Source organism: Streptomyces sp. NPDC051218, from assembly GCF_044455475.1.
Classification (GTDB): Bacteria; Actinomycetota; Actinomycetes; order Streptomycetales; family Streptomycetaceae; genus Streptomyces.
This window is the reverse complement of sequence record NZ_JBITEU010000004.1, coordinates 458,790-482,397: the sequence shown is the minus strand read 5'-3', so window position 1 is coordinate 482,397 and position 23,608 is coordinate 458,790. Positions and strand designations below refer to the sequence as shown.

Below are 23,608 nucleotides of genomic sequence, written 5' to 3'. Positions count from 1 at the left end.
ATTGTGACCCGGCGGGATCACCAGGGGGTCAACCGATCGGCTGACCCTCGTGTCGGCCGAGCCGCGCGCAGGTGGCAGCCGGTACGTCGAGGGGTGGGCCCCGGATGCGGCCGGAGGATTGATCGCAGAGGAAACGACCTCCCCCGGAACAGGGGAAACGACCTCCCCCGAAACCCGCCGCCTTCACGCCTTCACCCGAGGAGCCCCCGATGCAGAAGCTCTCCCGCCGCACCCGTGTCCTGACCGTCGCCGCCACCGCCGCCGTCCTCGGCGCCGGAACCTTCGGCGCCGTCTCCGCCAGCGCAGAGGCCCCGGCCGCCGCTCCCCAGGCCGCCGTCGCCGCCGACGCGGGCAACAAGAACCTCACGCAGTCGACGCACCTGAACATCGACGCCGCGACCAAGGCCGCCCAGGCCACCCTCGACGCCGCCGAGAAGGAGAACCAGCGCGTCTCCGTCGCCGTCGTCGACCGCAACGGCAACACCATCGTCGAGCTGCGCGGCGACGGCGCGGGACCGCAGTCCCCCGAGTCCGCCGTGAAGAAGGCCTACACCGCCGTCTCCTGGAACGCGCCCACCTCCGAGCTGGTCAAGCGCCTGGAGCAGACCCCGAACCTGAAGGACATCCCCGGCACGCTGTTCCTCGCGGGCGGTGCGCCGGTGACCGCCAAGGGCGCGCCCATCGCGGGCATCGGCGTCGCGGGCGCCCCGAGCGGCGACCTGGACGAGAAGTTCGCGAAGGCGGGCGTCGCGGCGCTCGGCCGCTGAAGCCAGCGGATCTCATGACTCCGAGGCTGTTTCCGGTCCGTACGACGACGAGGAGGACGACCATGGCGAGGACCGCCGATGACCAGCGGCTGCTCGACGCCGCACGGGCCGGTAACGCCGACGAGGTGAGAGCCGCTCTCGAAGCGGGCGCCCGCGTCGAGGCCCGCGACACCGAGCTGCGCACACCCCTGCTGATCGCCGTCACCGGCGATCACGTCGAGGCCGCGCGAGCCCTGGTGGCCGCGGGCGCCGACGTCGACGCCCAGGACCACCGCGCCGAGAGCCCCTGGCTTGCCATCGGCGTGACCGGCAGCGTCGCCATGCTGCACGTCCTGCTGCCCGCGGGGCCCGACCTGAAGCTCCGTAACCGCTTCGGCGGGATCTCCGTGATCCCCGCGGCTGAGCGGGGCCACGTCGCGTACGTACGGGAAGTCCTGCGCGTCACCGACATCGACGTCGACCACGTCAACGACCTCGGCTGGACCGCCCTGTTGGAGGCCGTGATCCTCGGCGACGGCGGGCGGAAGCACCAGGAGATCGTGGAGCTGCTGCTCGCCGCGGGCGCGACGCCCGGCCTCGCCGACCGGGACGGCGTGCCGCCACTCGCGCACGCCGAGCGCCGCGGTTTCGCCGAGATCGCCGCGCTGTTGAGGGGCGCCGCGTGAAGGCGCGGGCTTTCGCCACGGGTGCGTCGGCCGTCCTCGCGGCGGCGGTACTCGCGGGCTGCGGAGCCGCCGCGGACAGCCGGGCGGCCTCCGGCACCGAGCGCGCCACCGAGCCCGCCCGCCCCAAGGCCACGGCCACCCTGCCGGCGGAACAACGCACCCCCGACGGCACCCTCCTGGTGGCCGACTTCGGCTCGGACACCGTCACGTTCGTCGACCCCGAGCGCGGCCCCATCGAATCCGTGCGGGTCGGTACAGCCCCGTACGGCCTGACCGTGGGCGACGACGGCCGCGCCTGGGTCGCCACCGCGGATGCCGTGGCGGTCGTCGACACCCACACCCGTGAGCGCGTCGACCGCATCCCCTACGAGACCGACACCGGCCCCGTGACGACCGGCGAGTACCGCGGCGGCGGCATGGGCATCGCACTCTCCCCGGACGGCGAGCACGCCTACGTAGGTGTCAACGTGCCGGACGGGAAGGGGGCGTTGGAGGTCATCGACACCGGGAAGCGCGAGGTCACGGACACCGTTCCAGTGGGCCGGCGCCCCTTCGACGTGGACGTGTCGAAGGACGGCCGCGAGGTCTACGCGACCAACCACGACTCCTTCGACGTGACGGTGGTCCGCGCCGACTCCCTCGACCCCCGCCGCATCGAAGTCGCCCCCTACGGCACGGAAGGCGGCCTCGGCTCCTGGCTGAAGCCGCACTACGCCGCCGTACGCCCCTCGGACGGCAAGCTCCTGCTGCCCTTCGAGGGCGAGAAGCTCGTCGTGCTCGATCCGCGCACGGGGGAGTCCGCCATCGAGAAGATGACGGCCAACACCCATCAGCACGGCGCACGGATCACGGACGACGGCACGCTGTTCGCGGTCGGCACGGGACCCATCGACCCCTCGACGGACGAGGGGCCCTCGCTGACCATGCGTACGAAGGACGGCAAGGAGAAGGTCTTCCCGCTCGAAGGGCCGCACGAGGACGTGGCCGTCTCCGAGGACGGCGGCACCGCCTACGTCACCGGCGGCTTCACCCGCGACGGCTTCTGGAACGGGATCACGGTCATCGACCTGAAGAGCGGCGACACGCACCGACTCCCCGCGGGAGAGCGCCCGTTGGGCATCGCTGTCCTGTAGGGCGGCGCCACCGCGTACGGGCGGGACAGCCGGACGAACATATGCCGCATAAGATCGCATCCGTGCACCTACGATCCACGGCGCTGCGCGGCACGTCCGCCGCCGCCCTCACCGCCCTCGTCCTCACCGCGTGCAGCGGCTCCGGAGTGCACGGCACGCCCGGGGCCGACGGCGTGCGTGACCCGTACTTCCCCAAGCTGGGCAACGGCGGTTACGACGTCGCGCACTACGACCTGGCCATCGGGTACGACCCCGACGCGCGTCACCTCACCGGCACGGCCGAGATCACGGCGCGCGCGACGAAGGACCTCAGCGCCTTCAACCTCGACCTCAAGGGGCTCGAGGTGAAGAGCGTGAGCGTCGAGGGCAAGGGCGCCTCCTTCCACCGCGACGGGCAGGAGCTGACGATCCGGCCCGCGGACGACCTCGACGAGGGCGAGACGTTCCGCACGGTCGTCCGCTACTCCGGCAGCCCGGAGACCATCACCGACCCGGACGACTCCGAGGAGGGCTGGCTGAGGACCGAGGAAGGTGCCATCGCGCTGGGCGAGCCGTCCGGCTCGATGGCGTGGTTCCCCGCCAACAACCATCCCTCGGACAAGGCGTCGTACGACATACGCGTCACCGTCCCCCAGGGCCTGAAGGCCATCTCCAACGGTGAGTTGACCCGCGAGTCGACCAAGAACGGCCGCACCACCTTCGCCTGGCACGGCGCGGAGCCGATGGCCAGCTATCTCGCGACGGTGGCGATCGGGCCGTACGAGGTGAAGAAGTCGACGACGAAGTCCGGCATCCCGGTGCTCACCGCGGTGCTGCCCTCCGAGGCCAAGGCCAGTGCGAAGGCGCTCGCCCGCATCCCCGACATCATGGAGTGGCAGGAGCTGAACTTCGGCCCCTACCCCTTCTCGTCGACCGGCGCGATCGTCGCCGGGGAGGGGGACGCGGGCTACGCCCTGGAGACCCAGACCCGGCCCACCTACCCCGGAGCCCCCGAGCCCCAGCTCATCGTGCACGAGCTGGCCCACCAGTGGTTCGGGAACTCCGTGACGCCCAAGTCCTGGCGGGACATGTGGCTGAACGAGGGCTTCGCGACGTACGCCGAGTGGCTCTGGCAGGAGGACAACGACGGCGACAGCGCGCAGGAGATCTTCGACCAGATCTACGCGGGCGACTACTACGAGGACCAGGAGGACAACGACGCCATCTGGGCTTTCCCGCCCGCCAAACCGCCGTCCGCCGCGGACATCTCGGACAGCCCGGTGTACGAGCGGGGCGGCATGGTCATCCACAAGATCCGCCGGGCGGTGGGCGACGACACCTTCTACGACATCGTGCAGGGCTGGACGAGGACCCACCGCCACGGCAACGCGGACACCGGTGACTTCACCCGCTACGTGGAGAAGCACGCGGGCAGCGAGGCGGCGCGCAAGAAGGTGCGCGCCATCTGGGGCCCGTGGCTCTACGGCGACGGGAAGCCGGCGCGTCCCTAGGGCAGGGGTGGACGAAGACCAGGGCGTCCTGCGTGGCTGCTTCGGTGCGGTGGCGTACGGAACGGGCCTACGCAAGCTGCTTGCGAAGGACCGCGCAGGGGCGGTCCGCCCGAAGATCGCGGCGGTGGTCGATGACCTCGTACCCGAGTGCGCTCCAGAAGGCGAGCCCCGCTGCGTTCCCCTCCAGGACGGCGATCCGCACCCCGCCGCGCCCGTCCGCCCGGAACCGCTCCTCGATCCTGCCCGCGAACTCCCGGCCGTGCCCCTTGCGTTGCTGCCCGGCATCGACCATGAGCAGGCCGATCCAGGGATCGGGGTCGGCGGGGTCGGGGTGGCGCTCCAGCGTGACGGCGATGCCGACGACCCGCCCCGCGGACCGTGCGACGAGCACCTCGGCCCCCGGCGCGGCCAGCTCGTCGGCGAGCTCCGCGGCGACCTGCTCGGGGCGGATGTCCGCGGGGTCGGGGAAGTCCCCGGAGAGGGCGTGGAAGACGTGGTTCGACGCGTACAGGGCGGTGAGCTCGGTGAGCAGCTCGCCGGGGAGCGCGCCGTCCTCCGCGGGTGCGAGCGGTTCGAGGATCATGCGGCGCAGATTAGCCGTCGCACCTCGCCCTCGCGCCGAGGCGGGCGGCGACCCACCACGAGGGCCCCCGGCGGAGATTCCGCCGGGGGCCCTCGTGAACTGGCCTATGAACCTCAGACGTTGACGCCGAAGTCCTGCGCGATGCCGACGAGGCCCGAGGCGTACCCCTGGCCGACCGCGCGGAACTTCCACTCCGCGCCGCTGCGGTACAGCTCGCCGAAGACCATGGCGGTCTCGGTGGCGGCGTCCTCGCTCAGGTCATAGCGGGCGATCTCGGTGCCGCCGGCCTGGTTGATGATGCGGATGAAGGCGTTCCGCACCTGGCCGAAGTTCTGCGAGCGGTTCTCGGCGTCGTAGATCGAGACCGGGAAGACGATCTTGTCGATGTCGGCCGGGAGGCCCGCCAGGTTGACCTTGATCTGCTCGTCGTCGCCCTCGCCCTCACCCGTGACGTTGTCACCGGTGTGCTCGATGGTCTGGTCCGGCGTCACCTTGTTGTTGAAGAAGACGAAGTGCTGGTCCGAGAAGACCTTGCCCTGCGGGTTCACCGCGATGGCCGAGGCGTCCAGGTCGAAGTCGGTGCCAGTGGTGGTACGGACGTCCCAGCCGAGGCCCACGGTGACGGCGGTCAGGCCCGGAGCCTCCTTGGTGAGCGAGACGTTGCCACCCTTGGACAGGCTTACTGCCATTGTTGGGAGTCCCTTCCCTCGTTGCGTACGAACGGGCTTCGTACTGGGGACGAAGCTACCGTCACCCCTATGAACGTCGACCGGGGTCCCAGAGGTTCCAGGTCCTTTTACTTTCTTTACTCGTCTCTTGCGCCCCTTACGCCGCAAGCGTGCCGCGCCGTAAATGCGGGTGACGTGGACCGGACAGACGCGGGACCATAGGACTCATGTCCGGTCCCTATGTCATCCGCGGCTCCGTCTCCCTGCCCGAGGCCGAGCTCATGTGGCGCTTCTCCAGGTCCTCCGGGCCGGGCGGTCAGCACGTCAACACCAGCGATTCGCAGGTGGAGCTGAGGTTCGACCTGGCCAACACCCAAGCCCTGCCCCCGGTGTGGAAGGAACGCGCCCTGGAGCGGCTCGCGGGCCGCCTGGTCGGCGGTGTCGTCAGCGTGCGGGCCTCCGAGCACCGCTCCCAGTGGCGCAACCGCGAGATGGCGGCCACCCGCCTCGCCTCGCTGCTCGCGGAGGCCACCGCGCCGCCGCCGCGGCCCCGCCGCGCCACGAAGATCCCCCGCGGGATCAACGAACGGCGGCTGCGCGAGAAGAAGCAGCGCAGCCAGACCAAGCGCGGCCGCTCGGGGGATGGCTGGGGCTGAGCCCCGGCCGGGCGGGCGCCCCTGAGCGCAAAGGTGCGCCAGCAAAGTCCGTTGAAGCGAAAACCATCAGCCCAACTGTCGGTACTTCCCCTTGAAGTACGTCAATGGGCCGCCGTCGGCGCTCGGCAGATCAGCCGAAAGTACCCGCCCGATGACAAGGGTGTGGTCACCCGCTGTCACGGTCTGTTCGGTCCGGCACTCCAGCGTCGCGAGCGCGCCGCCGATCAAGGGCGCCCCGGACGTCTCCCCCCGGGCGTAGGCGATGTCCTCGAAGAGGAGCCGGTCGCTGATCCTGCCCTTCATCGCGAACCGTCCCGCGATGTGCCGCTGGCTCTCGGAGAGCACCGAGACCCCCCACAGCGGCTGCTCGGCGAGCAGGTCGTCCATCCGGGAGCCCTCACGCAGGCTGACCAGCACGAGCGGCGGGTCCAGGGACACGGAGAGGAAGGCCGTCGCGGTCATGCCGACGTCCTCCCCGACCGGTGCCTGCGGGTCGTCCGCGTCGAGGGACGGCTCGCGGGCGGTCACCAGGACCACCCCCGCGGCGAGCCGGGACATGGCGGCGCGGAACTCTTCGTTGCTCACCCCCACAGGATGCCCGTCGGGGGACGGGGCACGGGGGGAGGGCGGGGCAGGGGGAGTCGCGGCAGCGCTCTCGGCAGATGTCTTCAGTACGGGAACCACGAGAGTGACGCTAGCCGCGCCGCCCCCGCCGTCACATCGGGCCCAGGGCCGAGACCGGGCCTAGGACCGATGGCCGATGCCCGCGACGCCCTGGCAGGGTGTGCGACGGAGGAGTGGACTGGACCAACGAAGGCTTCCCATCTGTGACTTGAGTCACAGGACCCATATTTTGTTGACCCTGTGTACCGAGTGAGCTGCTCGCTGTGATTCAGTGACGGTGGCAATCAGACACTGAGGAAACTCAGGTACGACGAGAACACTAAGGGCGCTGCGAATCCTGGAGTTGCTGTCGAGGTCTCGGGGAGAGCGAGCAATGGAGACCGAGTCGGAGCCGTACGTCCGTCTTGCGACCCTGCGGCAGCTGCATCAGGTGGTGGCGGATCTCAACACGGCCCGGAGCCTGGCGGACACGCTGCAGACGGTCGCCGACGGCGTGGTCAACGGCCTTGGCTATGAGCTGGCGTGCGTCAATCTCGTGCGCCCCGACGGCGACCTCGTGGTCGCCGCCTTCGCGGGCAACACCGCCGCCGAGGCCCTCATCACCGGCCGTGTCGGCTCCCGCGAGGCCTGGGAGAAGCGCCTCGCCATGGGTGAGGCCTGGGGCGCCCTGCGGTTCATCTCGTACACCGAGGGCTGGGTCCTGGACGAGGACGACGTCCCCCAGTGGTACACCGACGGCCCCGAGCCCCGCTTCGAGGACGAGTGGCACCCCGCCGACCGCCTCTTCGCCCCGATGTACGCGACGGGCGCCGCCGGCGGCGAACTGCTCGGCGTGATCTCCGTGGACCGCCCCCGCAACGGCCGCAGGCCCGGCGCCTGGGGCCGCGAGGCCCTCCAGATGTACGCCTTCCAGGCCGCCATCGCGATCAGCAACGCCCGCCTGCGCGCCAACATGCAGCGCGCCCTGGTCCGCCTGGAGCGCGAGCAGCAGGCGCTGCGGGCCAGCGAGGAGTCCTTCCGCCAGGCCTTCGAGTACGCGCCGTCCGGTATGGCCATCGCCGAGATGGGCGGCGACCAGCACGGCCGCATCCTGCGCACGAACGACGCCCTGTGCCGCCTGCTCGGCCGCCCCGCGTCCGCGATGCGCCGCTACTCGTTCTCCGACCTGGTCCACCCCGAGGACATCGGCACGCTCCTGCGGACCTCCGCCGAGGGCGGCAGGGCCGAGCTGCGCCTCGCGCGCCGCGACGGGACGTACGTCTGGGTCTCCCTGCGCAACAGCGTGGTCGCCGACGCCGCCGACGGGCCGCGCTTCCTGCTCACCCACGTCGAGGACATAGAGGAGCGCAAGCGCCGCGAGCTCCAGCTCGCGCACCGCGCCTCGCACGACTCCCTCACCGGCCTGCCGAACTCCGCCGAGCTGCGCTCGCGCCTCAGCGCCCGCCTCTGTCGCAGGCCGCACGCGGGTCAGCCGAGCGCGGTGGACTCGCTGGACGCGGCGTACGACGGCGTGTACGACGCCGACGGGCAGCACAGCTTCGACTACGGCTCGAACAACGCGCACGCACTCCAGCAGGGCGCCGACGGCTTCGACCACCATGTGCACACCGTCGCGCCGCCCGAGGGGCACGGGGACACGGACGACGGCACCAAGGGCCTCGCGGTGCTCTTCTGCGACCTCGACGGCTTCAAGTCGATCAACGACCGCTTCGGGCACCACACCGGTGACGCCGTCCTCATCGAGGTGGCCAGGCGCCTGACCAGCGGCGTTCGTGACGGGGACACCGTGGCGAGGCTCGGCGGCGACGAGTTCGTCGTCCTCGCGGACGGCCTCGGCCGTGCCGACGCGCAGGACCTCGCGGTCCGGCTGCGGAACGCGATCATCCCGCCGATACGGGTGGACGGGCGAGCGGTCCGGGTAGGTGCGAGTTTCGGCATCGGCTGGGCGCACTGCGGGATGTCGGCAGACGAGGTGTTGCACTCCGCTGACCAGCGGATGTACGTGGAGAAGCGGTCACGTGCCAAGCAGCACAGGCGGGCCGGATGAGGCGCACGCCACCCATTGGGCCTACCCGGAGCGGGTAGGCTCCCCCGGTCAGCGATATGAGGGAGTGACCTGGGAATGACGCCCGGCAATAACGGCGAACACGCGCCGAACCCGCCGGAGGGCGACGACGATCCGTTCGGCTATCTGTACGAAGACGGACAGGCGGCCGGCGCCACCCCGCCCAGCGGCGGGGGCGGCTACGGGTACCCCGGTTCCCGGTCCTCGTACAACCAGGTGCGTGCGGTCGGCGACCGCCGCCCCCCTGCCTACGGCACACAGGCCCCGCCCGCGTACGGCCAGCAGGTGCCGTCGCAGCAGCAGGCCTACGGCCAGCCGAACGCGCACTACGCCGCTCCGGAGACGCAGCCCGGCGGAGCCCCCACGGCCCCGCAGTACACCCCGGCGTCCCGCGGCTCCGGCGGTCGCGGCGGCGGCCCCAACACCAAGGGCCTCCTGATCGCCGCGATCGCGGTCGTCGCGGTCGTCGCCATCGGGATCGGCGCCGCGATGCTGTTCGGCGGCGGCGACGACAAGGGCGGCGAGACGGACGCGGGCGCCGGCTCCACCCAGGCCGAGACGGTCGAGCCCAGCGAGAAGCCGACGAAGAAGCCCGACGGTCCCGCCGACCTGCCGAAGACGGACGCGAAAGCCCTGAAGCTGGAGGGCGGCACGACCACGGCCTCCGACATAGAGGGCGCCGAGTCCGAGGGCGGTGTCTACGTCTCCGGGTTCGACAAGGTCGGCGCCCAGGTGACATGGAATGTGAGCGGCATCCCGAAGTCCGGCTCGTACAGCCTCCACGTGAACTACGGCGTCCCCGGCAAGGACTCGAACGCCACCATCCTCGTCAACGGCAAGAAGCAGACCCGTCCCCTGAACATGAAGAACTTCGCCCACGCGGAGGAAGGGGACTGGGAGAAGGGCTGGACCAACACCTGGGCGGTGGTCCAGCTCACCAAGGGCACCAACTCGGTCACGCTCACCTGCGCGCAGAGCGACCTGTGCGGGACGACCGGGGCCAACATCGACAAGATGTGGCTCGTGGAGGGCGACAAGGGCTGAGCCGTCACCGCCTGCCTGGGGCTGCTCCCGGTACTACGTCAGCAGCCCCAGGAACCCCGCCACCGTCCCGGCCATCGCCTCGCGAGCCGGGGCGAGGTATTTCCGGGGGTCGACGCCCTGCTCATGGGCGCCGAGGTACGCGCGCACCGCGCCCGTGAACGCCGTGTTGAGGGCCGTGCCGACATTTATCTTCACCATGCCGGACGCGACGGCCTGCCGGATCTCGTTGTCCGGCACGCCACTTGAGCCGTGCAGCACGAGCGGTACGGGGACCGCCGCCGTGAGCGCGGCGATCAACTCGTGGTCCAGGGTCGCCGTACGGGACGTCATCGCGTGGGAGGAACCCACCGCCACCGCGAGGGCGTCGACTCCCGTGTCGGCCACGTAGGCCGCCGCCTCCGCGGGGTCCGTCCGCACCCCGGGGGCGTGCGCGTCCAGGGGGGCCTCGCCCTCCTTGCCGCCCACCTTGCCCAGCTCCGCCTCGATCCAGATGCCCCGCTCGTGGCCCCAACGCACGGCCTCCGCGGTCGCCTTGACGTTCTCGTCGTACGGCAGCTTCGACGCGTCGAACATCACCGAGCTGAAGCCCTCGGGGTGGGCGGCCCGCAGGAGTTCCGGGTCCATGACGTGGTCCAGGTGCAGGGAGAGCGGGGCCGATGACGCCTTCGCGACCGCCGCCGTCGCCGCGGCGATCGCGGTGAGGCTGCCGCCGTGGAACTTCACGGCGTTCTCGGAGATCTGCAGGATCGCGGCGGAGCCCGCCCGCTCGGCGCCCGCGGCGATCGCCTCCGCGTGCTCCAGCGTGATCACGTTGAACGCGGCGATCCCGCGCCCCGCCGCGCGCGCGTCGGATACCAGGTCGCCGGTGGATACCAGTGGCACGTTGAATGTCCCCAATTCCTGGGCCGCAGCGGCCCGTTGTGCGTCGCGTTGTGCGTCGCCCACGCGGAGACGCGTGGTCTCACGCCGCGGTGGCCTCCCCGGTCACCGCGACCCGCGCGAGCAGGTCTTCGTACGTCGACGGCGCGAACTCGCCCGCCACGGGGGACTCGACCGTCGCCGCGGACAGGGCCACGGCCCGTGCGAGGCGCCGCGGCCACGGGAGTCCCTCCACCAGGGCGGAGAGCAGGCCCGCCACCGCCGAGTCACCGGCGCCCGTCGGGTTGCCGCGCACGCGGGTGGGCGGGGCCGCCTGCCAGGTGCCCTCCGGCGTGACGGCGCGCAGGCCGTCGGCGCCCAGGGACGCCACCACGGCGTACGCGCCCCTGCGGCGGGCGTCACGGGTCGCCTGGGCGGGCTCGTGGGAGCCGGTCAGCTCGGCCAGTTCGTCGGCGTTCGGCTTGACGATGTCGGGGCGGGCGGCGACGCCACGGCGCAGCGCCTCGCCGCTGGTGTCGAGGAGCACGGGGACCTTGGCGGCGCGTGCGGCCCGTACGAGCGTCGCGTACGCGCCGACCGGGACGCCCGGCGGCAGGCTCCCGCAGAGTGCGACGGCCGCCGCGTCCCGGCGCAGCAGCTCCTCGTACGACTCCTGGAAAGCGGCCCATTCGGCGGGCGAGATCGCCGGTCCCGGTTCGTTCAGCTGTGTCGTGTCGCCGGTCGTCGCGTCGACGATCGCGAGCGTGCGGCGGGTGGCGCCGTCGACGGGCACGAGCGCGTCCGTGACGCGGGGCTCGCGGGTGAGGCGCTCGTGCAGGACGCGGCCCGTGTCGCCGCCCGCGAAGCCGGTCACCGTCACGTCGTGGCCGAGGGCGGCGAGGACGCGGGCGACGTTCAGGCCCTTGCCGCCGGGCCGCTCGATGACCTCGGTGACGCGGTGCGAGGCGTGCGGGGTGAGGGCGGGGACGCGGTAGGTGATGTCCAGGGCGGCGTTCAGCGTGACCGTCAGAATCACGTGTCGTCCACCCCCGGGATCAATGGAGAACGCGCTTGCTGCTGTCCTCTTGCGCGGCTGATCATGCCAAAAAGAAGGCGGTTGGCCCAGGGGTCCGGACCGACCGCCTTCTCCGCGGCGCCTTTCAACGCGTGGGCGCGACGACCCACTCGCCCTTGCGCATGACGGCCACCAGGTCGAAGGCCGCGTCCAGGACCACCAGGTCGGCGTCCTTGCCGGGCTCCAGCGAGCCGACCGTGTCGTACATCCCCAGCAGCTTGGCGGGGTTGGCGGAGATGGCGCGCACGACGTCGTCGACGGCGAGACCGTCGACGGTCACCGAGCGCTTGAACGCGCGGTCCAGGGTGAGGGTGGAGCCGGCGATCGAACCGCCCTCGACGAGGCGCGCGACGCTGTCCTTCACGTCGACCTCCAGCGGGCCGAGCATGTACCGCCCGTCGCCGAAGCCCGCCGCGTCCATCGCGTCCGTGATGAGCGCGGTGCGGTCGGCGCCCGCGTGGTGGAAGGCCAGCTCGAACGCGGCGGGGTGCAGATGCGTGCCGTCGTTGATCAGCTCGACCGTGATCCGCTCGTCCTCCAGGAGCGCGGCGATCGGGCCCGGCTCGCGGTGGCCGAGGCCGGGCATCGCGTTGTAGAGGTGCGTGGCGACGGTCGCGCCCGCGTCGATGGCCTCCACCGTCTGCTCGTACGTCGCGTCCGTGTGCCCGATGGCCGCGATGACGCCGTGCTCGGCGAGGAGCCGTACGGAGTCGATGCCGCCCGGCAGCTCCGTGGCGAGCGTGAACATCTTCGCCCGGCCGCGGGCCGCGTCCATCAGCTTGCGGACCTCGGCGGGGTCCGGGTCGCGCAGGAGCACCTCGCTGTGGGCGCCCTTGCGGCACGGCGAGATGAAGGGGCCCTCGAAGTGGATGCCCGCGATGTCGCCCTGCTCGGCCAGTTCGCTGAGCAGGCCGGCCCGCTGGGCGAGGAAGTCCATCTCGCCGGTGACGGTGGAGGCGACGACGGTGGTCGTGCCGTGCAGGCGGTGCGTGTGGACGCCCTTGAGCACGTCCTCGACCGTGCCGGAGGTGAAGGAGGCTCCGCCGCCGCCGTGGTTGTGGATGTCGACGAAGCCGGGGACCACCCAGTGGCCGGTGAGGTCGATCGTCTCCGCGTCCGCGGGAGCTCCCCCAAGCTCTCGGCTGCGCTCGAGCAGGGAGGTGCCCCCATCCGCGATGCGCGTGCCGTCGACGATCACGCGGCCGCCTGTGAGCGTCCCGGTGGGGAGTACCACCTGAGCACCGGCGAGAACTTTGCTAGCGGCCATCAGGCGGTTACCTCCGTGGAGTCGGGGTCAGTGGGGGGCAGGGGCCCGGGTTCGCCGAGGAGATCCCAGGCGAGCAGGCCCGCGCCCAGGCATCCGGCGGTGTCCCCCAGGGCGGCGGGGACGACGAGGGGCAGGGTCTGGAACTGGACGATCCGTTCCGTCATGGCCGCCCGCAGGGGTGTGAACAAGGTTTCCCCCGCCTCGGCGAGACCGCCACCGATGATCAGGGTGTGCGGGTCCAGGAGGGTGAGGGCGGTGATGAGGCCGTCGGCGAGCGCGTCGACGGCGTTCTGCCAGACCTTTATGGCCCGTGGGTCGCCCGACTCCACGGCCTTCGCGCAGTCCGCCGCGTCCGCGTCCGGGTCGCCGCTCGCCGCCGCCCAGGCCTCGCTCACCGCGGACGCGGATGCGAGGCGCTCCAGGCAGCCGCGCTGGCCGCAGCCGCAGGGCGGTCCGCCGGGGCGCACGATGATGTGCCCGATCTCGCCCGCCGAGCCGTGGGCGCCGGGCTCGATGCCGCCGCCGATGCCGATGGCTCCGGCGATTCCCGTGCCGAGCGGCACGAACAGGAACCGGTCGGCACCCTTCCCCGCGCCGATCCGGCCCTCGGCGAGGCCGCCGGTGCGGACGTCGTGGCCGAGTGCCACGGGTACGCCCTCCAGCCTGCGGCTCAGGAGCTCGCGCATCGGGACGTCGCGCCAGCCGAGGTTCGATGCGTAGACGGCGATGCCGCGCTCGGTGTCGACGATGCCGGGGACCGCGACACCGGCCGCGGCGGCGGGCTCCCCGAACTCCTTGATCCCGTGGGCGCGGAGGTCGGCGGCGAAGCCGAGGATGGACTCGACCACGGCGTCGGGCCCGCGCTCCCGGCCGGTGGCCCGCCGCGCCTCGTACAGGAGCGCGCCGTCCGCTCCGACCAGGGCGGCCTTCATTCCGGTGCCGCCCACATCGAGGGCGATGACATGTCTCACGGGTGACAGTGTCGCGCCTTCGCCGCGAGAGGTCTAGTCCACTTCGGGGTGCTTGCGCGGGGGCGAAGGTCCTTTTCGCGGCGGGGCGCCCCTTTCCGCCCCACGGGGGCGAGGCCTCTGGGCTCCGCCCGGGGCGGGCTCCCCTGTACCGCCGCTGCGCGGCGGATCTTCCCCACCCGCCCGCCCGTTACCCCGCGGTGTGCCGGGCTTTGTCTGGGTTCTGTCCGTCCTTCCGGCGCGGTCTCCCAAGCCCGCCGCTGCGCGGCAGATCTTCCCCACCCGCCCGCCCGTTACCCCGGGTGGGAGGTTTTGCGTCGTTCGGTGTGGGGGCGCTGCTGGGTGATCGGGTGGGTGGGTGGGAGACATCCGTCGCGAAGCGGCGGTTCAGGGTTAGCCGCCCACCCGCCGAAAGGTGATCGCAGCCGCCCCCCCCCGGGGCGGGCATGGCCCCCCGGGGGTCGGCACGGCACCCCCCTCAGCCCAAGATCACGCTCCGCGTCAGATTCCGCGGGCGGTCCGGGTCGTAGCCCCGTGCTTCTGCCAGGGCCACCGCTAGCCGCTGGGCCCGGATCAGGTCCGCCATGGGGTCCATGGTTCGGTGGGTCACCAGTTCGCCGCCCACCCGGGCGACATCCGCCGCGAGCCCCTCCGGAAGCACCCCGAACATCCACGCCACCCGGCCGGGGCCGGTGATGGCGATCGGGCCGTGGCGGTACTCCATCGCGGGGTACGACTCCGTCCAGGCGCCCGCCGCCTCCCGCATCTTCAGCGCCGCCTCCAGCGCGAGGCCGTACGTCCAGCCGCGGCCCAGGAACGTCCACTGCTCGGCCTCCACGACAGTGGCAGGCAGCGGCTCCCGCACCGCGAGCTCCGCGTCCGCCGCCGCGTCGGCGACCGGCTTCACGCCGGGGATGTCACCGAGCCCGGCCCGCAGGAACGCCAGGGCCGTCGTCGCGAAGCGGGTCTGGACGACCGAGTCTTCGTCCGCCCAGTCGAGGACCGCCACCGCGTCGGCCGCGTCCATGACCGGCGTCTTCGGATCGGCGGTGAGCGCCGTGGTCGGGACCGTGCCCTTCAGCTCGCCGAGGAGTTCGAGTACCTCCGTCGTCGTACCCGAGCGCGTGATGGCCACGACCCGGTCGTACGTCCGCCCCGCGGGGAACTCCGACGACGCGAACGCGTCCGTCTCGCCCTGCCCGGCGGCCTCGCGCAGCGCCGCGTAGGCGATGGCCATGAACCACGACGTCCCGCACCCGGTGACAGCCACCCGCTCGCCCGGCCGCGGCAGCCCGTCGAAGGCGAGCGCGGCCTCGGCCGCCCGGTGCCAGCAGGCGGGCTGCGTTGCGATCTCTGCTGCGGTACGCGACATGCGTCAGGGCTCCTTGCCGGTGGGACGTCATTGGTACGCCGTTGCACAAGCGATACTGAGGTGGTGTAGACCTCGTGTCCATACGCGAGGGAAAATCGCAGTTCACGAAGATCATCGAGGGTGGGAACAGCTGTGCAGCGGCGCGCGACAGGACTGACCGCGGCGATAGCCGCACTGGGCATGGCGGCGGTACTCGCCGGCTGCGGCGGTCCGGGCGACTCCGGCGACGTCACCCTCAAGCTGGTGGCCGCCGACTACGGCGACTCCAAGGCCAACAGCTCCCAGAAGTACTGGGACAAGCTCGCCAAGAAGTTCGAGGCGGAGAACCCCGGCATCAAGGTCGACGTCGACGTCTACTCCTGGACCGACGTGGACCGCAAGGTCAAGGAAATGGTCAAGGCCGGCGACGCCCCGGACATGGCCCAGATCGGCGCCTACGCCGACTACGCCGCGCAGGACAAGCTGTACCGCACCGAGGACCTGGTCTCCATCTCCACCCAGGCCGACTTCATGGCCCCCCTCTCCGAGGCGGGCGAGCTCAAGCGCGTCCAGTACGGCATGCCGTTCGCCTCCTCCACGCGCCTGCTCTTCTACAACGAGAAGATCTTCAAGGACGCCGGCCTCAGGCCGCCGCAGAGCTGGAGCGATCTCGCGGCCGCCGCCAAGACACTCAAGGCGCGCGGCGTGAAAATCCCCTACGCCCTGCCGCTCGGCAAGGAAGAGGCGCAGGCCGAGACGATGCAGTGGCTGCTCAGCGGAGGCGGCGGCTACACCGACAACGTCGGCACGTACGACATCGACTCCCCGCAGAACGTGAAGACCTTCACCTGGCTGAAGGACGAGCTCGTCGGCAAGGGCCTGACCGGGGCCACGCCCCCCGCCAAGCTCGACCGCGCCGAGGCCTTCGCCGCCTTCACGCGCGGCGACGTCGGCATGCTCAACGGCCACCCCACGCTGATGCAGATGGCCGCCAAGAAGGGCGTGAAGTACGGCATGGTGCCGATGCCCGGCGTGAACGGCAAGGCCCAGGCCACGATGGGTGTCGCCGACTGGATGATGGCCTTCAAGCAGAAGGGCCACCGCGAGGAGGTCGGCAAGTTCCTCGACTTCGCCTACAGCACCAAGAACGTCCTGGACTTCTCGCGCGAGTACGACCTGCTGCCCGTGACGAACACCGCCGCCGAGCAGATGACGGGCAACAAGAACGACGAGGCGCTCGCCGAGTTCCTCGACGAGCTGCCCACCTCGCAGCTGTACCCCGTCGGCAAGACGTCCTGGGCGCAGGTGTCCGTCGATGTGAAGAAGTACATCGGCAAGTCCGTCGACGAGAACGGCAACCCGGCGTCGATCCTCAGCCAGATCCAGACCAAGGCGGCCACCGAGGAGAACTCGGAATAGCGTGGCCGGCATGACGGATGCCACGGACGCCTCGGATCCAGCCGATTCCTCCGACGACGCGTTCCCCGACACCGGTCTCTCCGAGCGCGACCGCGCGATCCTCGCCCTTGAGCGCCGCGACTGGGTGACCGGTCCCGGCGCCAAGGAGCGGGCGGTGCGTGAGCAGCTCGGCCTGGTGCCGGTGCGCTACTACCAGCTCCTGAACGCCCTGCTCGACGATCCCCGCGCCCTCGCGCACGATCCGGTCACCGTCAACCGGCTTCGGCGGGTCAGGGAGTCCCGGCGCACGGAGCGTTGAGCGTAGGGTCGGGCCCATGGGTGACCTTGAGTATGCGCCGAACTCTCCCGAGCTGCCCGAGCCCGTGACCCCCGCGGGGCGCGAGGGCCTTGCCGCGCTCCTCGCGCGGCCCGGGAAAACCGTGATCGCGCTCGACTTCGACGGCACGCTCGCGCCGATCGTGCCCGACCCCGAGCAGGCCCGCGCCCACCCCGACGCCGTCCCGGCCCTCGCCGCGCTCGCGCCGAAGGTGCTGTCCGTCGCCGTCGTCACCGGGCGCCCCGCGGGCGTGGCGGTGCGCTACGGCGGCCTCGCGGGTGTCCCGGGCCTCGAACACCTCGTCGTGCTCGGGCACTACGGCGCCGAGCGCTGGGACGCCGTCTCCTCCACCGTGCACGCGGCCGAGCCGCACCCCGGGGTCGCCGCCGTGCGCGCCGAACTGCCGGGGTTCCTGGACACGATCGGCGCCTGGCGCGGCTCGTGGATAGAGGAGAAGGGGCGCGCGGTGGCCGTCCACACCCGCCGCGCGTCCGATCCGCAGGCCGCCTTCGAGGCGCTGCGCGAACCGCTCGCCGAGCTGGCGTCCCGCCACGGCCTGATCGTCGAACCGGGCCGCATGGTCCTGGAGTTGCGCCCACCGGGCATGGACAAGGGCGTGGCCCTCGCCGACTACGTACGGGAGGTAGGCGCCGAGACCGTCCTGTACGCGGGCGACGACCTCGGCGACCTCCCCGCCTTCGCGGCGGTGGAGAAACTCCGCTCCGACCAGGTGCGGGGGCTGCTGGTGTGCAGTGGCAGTGCGGAGGTGGCGGAGTTGGCGGAACGGGCCGACTTGGTGGTGGACGGGCCGGAGGGCGTGGTGGAGCTGCTCTCCGCCATCGCTGCTCAACTGGGCTGACCGGCGCCGAGGTTAGGGCTGACGCCTACCCGGTGACTTTTCCCCAACCCCGCCCCTTCCCGAAAACCCGCTCGGCGCGGGGGCCTTGGTGGCCGTCATCACCGGCTCCGCCGAGTTCGTCCTCAAACGCCGGACGGGCTGAAAATGGCCGGCTCCGGGGCAATCGGGCGGGTGGGCGGGGATTCAGCCCCTCCGGCGTTTGAGGAGCGGGGTCTGGGGCGGAGCCCCAGTTTCGGGAAGGGGTGGGATTGGGGAGAGCCCCGCAGGGTCCGCCCTACCCCAGCGCCCGCAGCTGGTCCAGGAACCACTGGGCCGGGGGGAGTGCCGTCGCCGCTGCCGCGAGGCGTTTCGTGCGTTCCGCCCGCTCCTCCAGAGGCATCGTCAGCGCCGCGTGCAACGCCGCAGCCGTGCCCGTCACGTCGTACGGGTTGACGACGATCGCGTCCTCGCCCAGTTCCTCGTACGCCCCCGCCTCCCGAGACAGGACAAGAGCGCACCCCTCGTCCGAGACGACCGGAACCTCCTTGGCCACGAGGTTCATGCCGTCCCGGATGGGGTTCACCAGCGCCACGTCCGCGAGGCGGTACGCCGCCAGGGAGCGGGCGAAGTCGTCCTTCACGTGGAGGACGACCGGGGTCCAGCCCTCCACCCCGAAGCGGGAGTTGATCTCGTCGGCGACCCGCTGCACCTCCGCCGTGTAGTCGCGGTACACCGAGAGGTCCTGCCGCGAGGGGTACGCGAAGGCGACGTGCACCACCCGCTCCCGCCACTCGGGGCGGGACTCAAGCAGCTCGCGGTAGGCGTGCAGGCCCCGCACGATGTTCTTCGACAGTTCCGTCCGGTCGACGCGGACGATCACCTTCCGGTCGCCGGAGCCCCCGATCTGCTCCCGCAGCGCGACAAGACGTTCCTCCACGTCCGCCCGCCGCGACCGCTCCCGCAGGAAGTCCGCGTCCGCGCCCAGGCCGTGCACCCCGATCCGCGTACCCGTCGTACCGCCGAGGACGGCCACGCAGCATTCCGTGAACGCGTCCGCCCACCGGCCCGTGAGGAACGCCGCCCGGTCGGCCCCGAGGATGCCGCGAAGCAGCTGCTCCGCGACGTCGTCCGGCAGCATCCGGAAGTAGTCGACCGGTGCCCACGGCGTGTGCGAGAAATGGCCGATGCGCAGGTCGGGACGGAGCTCGCGCAGCATCCCCGGCACCAGCGCCAGGTGGTAGTCCTGGACGAGGACCGCCGCGCCCGCCGCGGCGCTCTCGGCGAGTGCCTCGGCGAAAGCGCGGTTGTACGTCTCGTACGACGCCCACTGCGCCCGGAACTCCGGGCCGAAGGCCGGTTCGAGCGGGGTCTGGTAGAGCATGTGGTGGACGAACCACAGCACCGAGTTCGCGATCCCGTTGTACGCGTCGGCGTGCACCTGCGGATCGATGTCGAGCATCCGCACGCCCGGCTCGCCGACCCCGCGCCGCACGGCCTCCCGGTCGCCGTCGCCCAGCGCCGCGCAGACCCACAGGGCATCCGCATCGTCCCCGATCGCGCTCAGACCCGAGACGAGTCCGCCTCCGCCCCGCTTGGCCGTCAGTTCCCCGTTCTCTTCAAGGGTGTACGTGACGGGGCCGCGGTTGGACGCGACGAGGACGTGGGCGGCGGCGTGCTCGGAGACCATGTGGCGAACCTAGCCCCTGGGGGGAGGGCTCAAACGTCTGCTTCTCGCCGCCGCCACCGCGAGCGCCCCCAGCGCGCACAGGGCGATCGCGAGACCCGCGTACAGCATCGTGTCCGACTCGTCGCCCGCCTCGGCGAGCCCCCGAGGTCCGCTCGCCATCCCCACCGGCTCCTCCTGCCGCTGCGGGGCCGGCCGTGCCTGCACCCGCTGGGCGACGATCGCCGACGTGCACGGGGTGCCGCCGCCCCGGACGGACGCGGGGCAGTTGCTGCCGGGCGCCGTCACGGTGATCGCGCGCGCCTCACCGGAGGTGCAGGGCGCCTTCAGCCGCTGGGTGACGGTGACCTTGCCGCGCCGGTGGACATCGCCCTTCCACACGTACGTCCGTCCCTGCGTGGTGACCTTGCCGCTGCTCGCCACCGGCTTCGAGCCGGGCGTCGCAGGCCAGGACGCGACGGCCCCGGTGCGCGGTCTTCCCGAGGAGTTCGCGAGGACGATGGTGTTCCAGACGTCACTGCACACCGGCGCGGTCCGCTTCGCGGGCACGTTGGTGACCGTGACGTCCGGCTGCTCACGCCCGGTGCGGGCGGTGCCGTTGTCGCCGCCTTCGGTGTCCGCCGCGGCGGACACGGCCGCGGCGCCGAGCGCTCCTGCCGCGAGGGTGGCCGTGGCCATGGCCATGGCACCCACGCGTAGCGCGTTTCCCGTTACCTGTCTGACCCACATAAGCACCCACATAAGTGGGGAATGTAGACAAAATGCCCGGCTCGGGGCGGTTACGCCACGCGGCGTGCCGTGTACTCCGCGATGCCGCACATCGGCGGGCGCTCCTCCGTGTCCACCGAATGGGTCCGCGGCTCGAACCCCTGCTCGCCCCGTTCGAACTGGGTGAGCTCGGGCCGTACGAGATGGCCGCGCGCGAGCCGCAGCTGTGCCGTCCGGTAGATCGCCGCGGCCATCCGGCCGAGCGCCTGCCCGTCCTGATGCCGGTGCTTGCGCACACCGACATCGACCTGCGCGAGCGCGTCCAGGCCCACGGTGTGCAGCGCGTCGACGAGCAGGCCGAGCTCCACCCCGTAGCCGACGGGGAACGGCAGCCGCTCCAGGAGGGACCTGCGGGCCGCGTACTCGCCGCCCAGCGGCTGGACGAAGCCCGCGAGCTGGGGCCAGTGCATGTTGAGCAGCGGGCGCGCCATCAGCTCGGTCACCCGGCCGCCCTGATCGGCGGTTCCGGCCAGGGGGCGGTCGTACATCGCCTTCACGAAGTCCACGTCGGGATCGGTCAGGAGGGGGCCCACTATCCCGGTCACGAAGTCCGCCGAGAACTCCCTGAGGTCCGCGTCGACGAACGCGACGATGTCGCCGCCGGTCACCAGGAGCGAGCGCCACAGGACCTCGCCCTTGCCGGGCACGGCCGGAAGGCGCGGCAGGATCTCATCCCGGTGCACGACCCGCGCGCCCGCCTCCCGGGCGACCTCGGCCGTGCGGTCACGGGAGCCGGAGTCGATCACCACGAGCTCGTCCACGAGGGCCGCCTTCTCCACCAGCTCACGGCGGATCTCGGCGACGATCGCACCGACCGTCCCCTCCTCGTCGAGGGCGGGCAGGACGACACTCACCGAGGCCCCCGACGCCCGCTTGGCGGCGACGAGTGCGCTGAGCGGACGGTCGGCGACGGACCAGGAACGCCTGGTCAGCCAGCGCTCGGCCTCTTCCAGCACGGGTGGCTCCTCCTGTATGTGGCCTACATGTGATCCATCTCGCGGTTCGGACGACTATCTCAAGGGTCCAGGCCGTCGGTTACAGTCTTGAACAACGCGGATGACCATCGCACGTCGGGGGTCATCGCGTAACAAATGCCCGGGGCCCATGAAGCCCCGGCGCCATACCGCTCATCCAGAGGGGCAGAGGGATACGGCCCGTTGAAGCCCCGGCAACCATCCCGCCGACCACGCACGCGAGGTCTCGGTGGGGAAGGTGCCAATTCCGTCTCGTGGCGAGATGCGCCGCGAGGAAGATGAGGAGAAAGGGCCTCGCCTCCATGGCTGCGCAGACTGTCGCAACGAACGAAAACACCTCTTCGACCACGGGTTCCGTGGATCTCGGCCCCGCGTCCGGCCTCTCCTGCCGCGAGTGCGGCGAGCTCTACGCGCTGGGCCCGATCTTCGCCTGTCAGGCCTGTTTCGGCCCGCTCGAAGTCGCGTACGACCTGCCGACCGGTGACCCCGAGGCACTGCGGAAGCAGATCGAGGCCGGCCCGGACAACATCTGGCGCTACGCCCCGCTCCTGCCCGTCCCCGCGGACGTGGCGTCCAAGCCGAACATCAACCCCGGCTGGACCAAGCTCGTCAAGGCCGACAACCTCGCCCGCGAACTCGGCGTCGAGCAGGGCAAGTTGTTCGTCAAGGACGACTCCGGCAACCCCACGCACTCCTTCAAGGACCGCGTCGTCGCGCAGGCCATCGAGGCGGCGCGCGCCTTCGGCTTCACCACGCTCTCCTGCTCCTCCACCGGCAACCTCGCCGGCGCCGTCGGCGCCGCCGCGGCCCGCGCCGGCTTCCGCTCCTGCGTGTTCATCCCGCACGACCTGGAGCAGGGCAAGGTCGTCATGGCCGCGGTCTACGGCGGCGAGCTCGTCGGCATCGAGGGCAACTACGACGACGTGAACCGCTTCTGCTCCGAGCTCATCGGCGACCCGCTGGGCGAGGGCTGGGGCTTCGTGAACGTGAACCTGCGGCCGTACTACGGCGAGGGTTCCAAGACCCTCGCGTACGAGATCTGCGAGCAGCTCGGCTGGGTCCTGCCCGACCAGCTGGTCATCCCGATCGCCTCCGGATCGCAGCTCACGAAGATCGACAAGGGTCTGAAGGAGCTGATCGCCCTCGGCCTCGTCGAGGACAAGCCCTACAAGATCTTCGGCGCCCAGGCCGAGGGCTGCTCGCCGGTGTCCACCGCCTTCAAGGCCGGTCACGACGTCGTGCGCCCGCAGAAGCCGGACACCATCGCCAAGTCGCTCGCCATCGGCAACCCCGCCGACGGGCCGTACGTGCTCGACATCGCGCGTCGCACGGGCGGGGCCGTCGAGGACGTGAACGACGAGCAGGTCGTCGACGCGATCGAGCTGCTCGCTCGGAGTGAGGGGATCTTCGCGGAGACCGCCGGCGGGGTGACGGTCGGCGTCACGAAGAAGCTGGTCGAGGCGGGCCTCATCGATCCCTCCCTCACCACGGTGGTGTTGAACACCGGCGACGGACTCAAGACGCTTGATGCCGTTGCCGAGAGGTCTCAGGCGACCGCGACGATCAAGCCCAGCCTTGAGGCGTTCCGCTCCGCGGGTCTTGCCAAGTAGGCATCGCTGTTGTCTGCGGGGCCGTCGTGGCTGGTCGCGCAGTTCCCCGCGCCCCTTCGGGGGCGCCCCCTGGCGGGGCGCCCCCCGATCTACCGAGGTGAATCCCATGAGCGTCAAGGTCCGCATCCCCACCATCCTTCGCACCTACACCGGCGGTCAGTCCGAGGTCGCCGCCGAGGGGGCGACGCTCTCCGAGGTCATCGCCGACCTGGAGAAGAACCACACCGGTATCGCTGCGCGCGTCCTGGACGACCAGGGCAAGCTGCGGCGCTTCGTGAACGTCTACGTGAACGACGACGACGTGCGCTTCGAGCAGGGTCTCGAGACCGCGACGCCGGACGGTGCCGGGGTCTCCATCATCCCCGCCGTCGCCGGTGGTTGATCCTTTAAAGAAACACCCTGCGTAATCTTCATTGCCCCCTCCGCGAGAGAAGCGGAGGGGGCAATTCCATGTGATTGAGCGCGGTACAGTTGGGAAGCGAGCTTCCTGTTTGTGCCGAGCGCATATACGAAGTCGCCCCGAGGGCGACAAGAAGTAGCCAAAGTGCACTGCCCATTTGCCCTCTCCGTGGCATTTGTCTGGCCCGACTTGCCCTGAACTCCGGCGAATTCTCCGCATATCACCGATCAGGCGTGCCCAGAATTCTCGTCCGATTGACCTGTTGCAGAGGGCAGTTGGACAGATACATTCAGCCGCGGTCGACGCGTTCCGGCGCACGCCTCCACAACCCATTGGGGGGGTGAGGTCTGACCCGGGTCCGCGAAGTGCGGGCCCGTGCAAGGGC

23 protein-coding genes and 1 riboswitch are annotated in these 23,608 nt (G+C 71.2%); of the genes, 12 read left to right on the top strand and 11 right to left on the bottom strand.

The window, feature by feature from the left end:
* The first annotated feature begins 209 nt into the window (after positions 1-209).
* The 4 genes from ACIBCK_RS15705 (at position 210) to ACIBCK_RS15690 (ending at position 4,055) form a co-directional block, all read left to right on the top strand.
* Complete coding sequence (locus ACIBCK_RS15705; RefSeq protein WP_399390463.1) at positions 210-767, top strand: heme-binding protein; 558 nt, start codon at positions 210-212, stop codon at positions 765-767.
* A 62-nt stretch (positions 768-829) separates the two neighbouring features.
* The gene (locus ACIBCK_RS15700) at positions 830-1,432 is read left to right on the top strand and encodes an ankyrin repeat domain-containing protein (protein ID WP_399390462.1); all 603 of its coding nucleotides are present in this window, start codon (positions 830-832) and stop codon (positions 1,430-1,432) included.
* Positions 1,429-2,565 carry a hypothetical protein gene (locus tag ACIBCK_RS15695; protein ID WP_399390460.1) on the top strand — a complete coding sequence of 379 codons (1,137 nt, stop codon included), beginning with the start codon at positions 1,429-1,431 and terminating at the stop codon, positions 2,563-2,565. Before ACIBCK_RS15700 ends, ACIBCK_RS15695 begins: the two co-directional genes overlap by 4 nt.
* Before the next feature lie 41 nt (positions 2,566-2,606).
* A complete protein-coding gene (locus ACIBCK_RS15690; RefSeq protein WP_399390458.1) occupies positions 2,607-4,055 on the top strand; it encodes a M1 family metallopeptidase in 1,449 nt (482 codons plus the stop codon).
* A gap of 67 nt (positions 4,056-4,122) precedes the next feature.
* Here ACIBCK_RS15690 and ACIBCK_RS15685 read toward each other — a convergent pair whose 3' ends face one another.
* Together ACIBCK_RS15685 and ACIBCK_RS15680 are read right to left on the bottom strand one after the other, a co-directional pair.
* Positions 4,123-4,638, bottom strand: a complete 516-nt coding sequence (locus tag ACIBCK_RS15685; protein WP_399390457.1) for a GNAT family N-acetyltransferase — start codon at positions 4,636-4,638, stop codon at positions 4,123-4,125.
* Positions 4,639-4,751: 113 nt separating this feature from the next.
* Positions 4,752-5,327, bottom strand: a complete 576-nt coding sequence (locus ACIBCK_RS15680) for a TerD family protein (RefSeq protein ID WP_249589187.1) — start codon at positions 5,325-5,327, stop codon at positions 4,752-4,754.
* Positions 5,328-5,533: 206 nt separating this feature from the next.
* Here ACIBCK_RS15680 and arfB point away from each other — a divergent pair, with 206 nt between their 5' ends.
* Positions 5,534-5,962: an alternative ribosome rescue aminoacyl-tRNA hydrolase ArfB gene (gene arfB / locus ACIBCK_RS15675; protein ID WP_399390455.1), complete on the top strand. Its 429-nt coding sequence runs from the start codon at positions 5,534-5,536 to the stop codon at positions 5,960-5,962.
* 66 nt (positions 5,963-6,028) lie between these two features.
* Here the strand turns inward: arfB and ACIBCK_RS15670 are convergent, their stop codons facing one another.
* A complete protein-coding gene (locus ACIBCK_RS15670) occupies positions 6,029-6,553 on the bottom strand; it encodes a flavin reductase family protein (protein ID WP_399390706.1) in 525 nt (174 codons plus the stop codon).
* 406 nt (positions 6,554-6,959) lie between these two features.
* Here ACIBCK_RS15670 and cdgB point away from each other — a divergent pair, with 406 nt between their 5' ends.
* Positions 6,960-8,633, top strand: a complete 1,674-nt coding sequence (gene cdgB / locus ACIBCK_RS15665; RefSeq protein ID WP_367043256.1) for a diguanylate cyclase CdgB — start codon at positions 6,960-6,962, stop codon at positions 8,631-8,633.
* 75 nt (positions 8,634-8,708) lie between these two features.
* The gene (locus ACIBCK_RS15660) at positions 8,709-9,695 is read left to right on the top strand and encodes a CBM35 domain-containing protein (protein WP_399390453.1); all 987 of its coding nucleotides are present in this window, start codon (positions 8,709-8,711) and stop codon (positions 9,693-9,695) included.
* Between the two features lie 33 nt (positions 9,696-9,728).
* Here ACIBCK_RS15660 and ACIBCK_RS15655 read toward each other — a convergent pair whose 3' ends face one another.
* The 5 genes from ACIBCK_RS15655 to ACIBCK_RS15635 form a co-directional block, all read right to left on the bottom strand.
* Positions 9,729-10,577 (bottom strand): ketose-bisphosphate aldolase, encoded by an 849-nt coding sequence (locus ACIBCK_RS15655; RefSeq protein WP_399390451.1) that lies wholly within the window; start codon positions 10,575-10,577, stop codon positions 9,729-9,731.
* Between the two features lie 79 nt (positions 10,578-10,656).
* Positions 10,657-11,589, bottom strand: a complete 933-nt coding sequence (locus ACIBCK_RS15650; RefSeq protein WP_399390449.1) for a 1-phosphofructokinase family hexose kinase — start codon at positions 11,587-11,589, stop codon at positions 10,657-10,659.
* Positions 11,590-11,713: 124 nt separating this feature from the next.
* Positions 11,714-12,895: an N-acetylglucosamine-6-phosphate deacetylase gene (nagA, locus tag ACIBCK_RS15645; RefSeq protein WP_399390447.1), complete on the bottom strand. Its 1,182-nt coding sequence runs from the start codon at positions 12,893-12,895 to the stop codon at positions 11,714-11,716.
* Positions 12,895-13,866, bottom strand: coding sequence for an ROK family protein (locus ACIBCK_RS15640; RefSeq protein ID WP_399390445.1), 972 nt, complete (start codon positions 13,864-13,866; stop codon positions 12,895-12,897). The genes nagA and ACIBCK_RS15640 overlap by 1 nt, the downstream gene beginning before the upstream one ends.
* Before the next feature lie 475 nt (positions 13,867-14,341).
* A complete protein-coding gene (locus ACIBCK_RS15635) occupies positions 14,342-15,235 on the bottom strand; it encodes an SIS domain-containing protein (protein WP_399390443.1) in 894 nt (297 codons plus the stop codon).
* Between the two features lie 180 nt (positions 15,236-15,415).
* Between ACIBCK_RS15635 and ACIBCK_RS15630 the strand changes: the two genes are divergently transcribed.
* From ACIBCK_RS15630 to otsB, 3 genes are read left to right on the top strand one after another with little or no spacing between them, the layout of a single operon-like run.
* On the top strand, positions 15,416-16,633 hold the full coding sequence (locus ACIBCK_RS15630) for an ABC transporter substrate-binding protein (protein WP_399390704.1): 1,218 nt from the start codon (positions 15,416-15,418) through the stop codon (positions 16,631-16,633).
* A 10-nt stretch (positions 16,634-16,643) separates the two neighbouring features.
* A complete protein-coding gene (locus ACIBCK_RS15625; protein ID WP_399390441.1) occupies positions 16,644-16,931 on the top strand; it encodes a DUF3263 domain-containing protein in 288 nt (95 codons plus the stop codon).
* Positions 16,932-16,947: 16 nt separating this feature from the next.
* The gene (gene otsB / locus ACIBCK_RS15620) at positions 16,948-17,808 is read left to right on the top strand and encodes a trehalose-phosphatase (RefSeq protein WP_399390440.1); all 861 of its coding nucleotides are present in this window, start codon (positions 16,948-16,950) and stop codon (positions 17,806-17,808) included.
* Positions 17,809-18,082: 274 nt separating this feature from the next.
* Here otsB and ACIBCK_RS15615 read toward each other — a convergent pair whose 3' ends face one another.
* From ACIBCK_RS15615 to ACIBCK_RS15605, 3 genes are all read right to left on the bottom strand, one after another.
* Entirely contained in the window at positions 18,083-19,474 is a 1,392-nt protein-coding gene (locus tag ACIBCK_RS15615; RefSeq protein ID WP_399390439.1) for a trehalose-6-phosphate synthase, read from the bottom strand.
* 9 nt (positions 19,475-19,483) lie between these two features.
* Positions 19,484-20,149: a hypothetical protein gene (locus ACIBCK_RS15610; RefSeq protein ID WP_399390437.1), complete on the bottom strand. Its 666-nt coding sequence runs from the start codon at positions 20,147-20,149 to the stop codon at positions 19,484-19,486.
* Positions 20,150-20,250: 101 nt separating this feature from the next.
* Positions 20,251-21,195, bottom strand: coding sequence for a glucosyl-3-phosphoglycerate synthase (locus ACIBCK_RS15605; protein ID WP_399390435.1), 945 nt, complete (start codon positions 21,193-21,195; stop codon positions 20,251-20,253).
* A gap of 168 nt (positions 21,196-21,363) precedes the next feature.
* Positions 21,364-21,498, top strand: a riboswitch (SAM riboswitch).
* A 17-nt stretch (positions 21,499-21,515) separates the two neighbouring features.
* Between ACIBCK_RS15605 and thrC the strand changes: the two genes are divergently transcribed.
* Complete coding sequence (gene thrC / locus ACIBCK_RS15600; RefSeq protein ID WP_399390433.1) at positions 21,516-22,823, top strand: threonine synthase; 1,308 nt, start codon at positions 21,516-21,518, stop codon at positions 22,821-22,823.
* 106 nt (positions 22,824-22,929) lie between these two features.
* Positions 22,930-23,205 (top strand): MoaD/ThiS family protein, encoded by a 276-nt coding sequence (locus tag ACIBCK_RS15595; RefSeq protein WP_367043229.1) that lies wholly within the window; start codon positions 22,930-22,932, stop codon positions 23,203-23,205.
* The last annotated feature ends 403 nt before the right edge of the window (positions 23,206-23,608 follow it).

Excerpts from the sequence above, each read along its gene's own strand:
- thrC (WP_399390433.1), top strand. The coding sequence starts at position 21,516 with ATGGCTGCGCAGACTGTCGCAACGAACGAAAACACCTCTTCGACCACG.
- ACIBCK_RS15630 (WP_399390704.1), top strand. The coding sequence starts at position 15,416 with ATGGCGGCGGTACTCGCCGGCTGCGGCGGTCCGGGCGACTCCGGCGAC.
- arfB (WP_399390455.1), top strand. The coding sequence starts at position 5,534 with ATGTCCGGTCCCTATGTCATCCGCGGCTCCGTCTCCCTGCCCGAGGCC.
- ACIBCK_RS15625 (WP_399390441.1), top strand. The coding sequence starts at position 16,644 with ATGACGGATGCCACGGACGCCTCGGATCCAGCCGATTCCTCCGACGAC.
- ACIBCK_RS15685 (WP_399390457.1), bottom strand. The coding sequence starts at position 4,638 with ATGATCCTCGAACCGCTCGCACCCGCGGAGGACGGCGCGCTCCCCGGC.
- ACIBCK_RS15700 (WP_399390462.1), top strand. The coding sequence starts at position 830 with ATGGCGAGGACCGCCGATGACCAGCGGCTGCTCGACGCCGCACGGGCC.
- otsB (WP_399390440.1), top strand. The coding sequence starts at position 16,948 with ATGGGTGACCTTGAGTATGCGCCGAACTCTCCCGAGCTGCCCGAGCCC.
- ACIBCK_RS15615 (WP_399390439.1), bottom strand. The coding sequence starts at position 19,474 with ATGGTCTCCGAGCACGCCGCCGCCCACGTCCTCGTCGCGTCCAACCGC.
- ACIBCK_RS15635 (WP_399390443.1), bottom strand. The coding sequence starts at position 15,235 with ATGTCGCGTACCGCAGCAGAGATCGCAACGCAGCCCGCCTGCTGGCAC.
- ACIBCK_RS15690 (WP_399390458.1), top strand. The coding sequence starts at position 2,607 with ATGCCGCATAAGATCGCATCCGTGCACCTACGATCCACGGCGCTGCGC.
- ACIBCK_RS15705 (WP_399390463.1), top strand. The coding sequence starts at position 210 with ATGCAGAAGCTCTCCCGCCGCACCCGTGTCCTGACCGTCGCCGCCACC.
- ACIBCK_RS15660 (WP_399390453.1), top strand. The coding sequence starts at position 8,709 with ATGACGCCCGGCAATAACGGCGAACACGCGCCGAACCCGCCGGAGGGC.
- ACIBCK_RS15595 (WP_367043229.1), top strand. The coding sequence starts at position 22,930 with ATGAGCGTCAAGGTCCGCATCCCCACCATCCTTCGCACCTACACCGGC.
- nagA (WP_399390447.1), bottom strand. The coding sequence starts at position 12,895 with ATGGCCGCTAGCAAAGTTCTCGCCGGTGCTCAGGTGGTACTCCCCACC.
- cdgB (WP_367043256.1), top strand. The coding sequence starts at position 6,960 with ATGGAGACCGAGTCGGAGCCGTACGTCCGTCTTGCGACCCTGCGGCAG.
- ACIBCK_RS15610 (WP_399390437.1), bottom strand. The coding sequence starts at position 20,149 with ATGGCCACGGCCACCCTCGCGGCAGGAGCGCTCGGCGCCGCGGCCGTG.
- ACIBCK_RS15680 (WP_249589187.1), bottom strand. The coding sequence starts at position 5,327 with ATGGCAGTAAGCCTGTCCAAGGGTGGCAACGTCTCGCTCACCAAGGAG.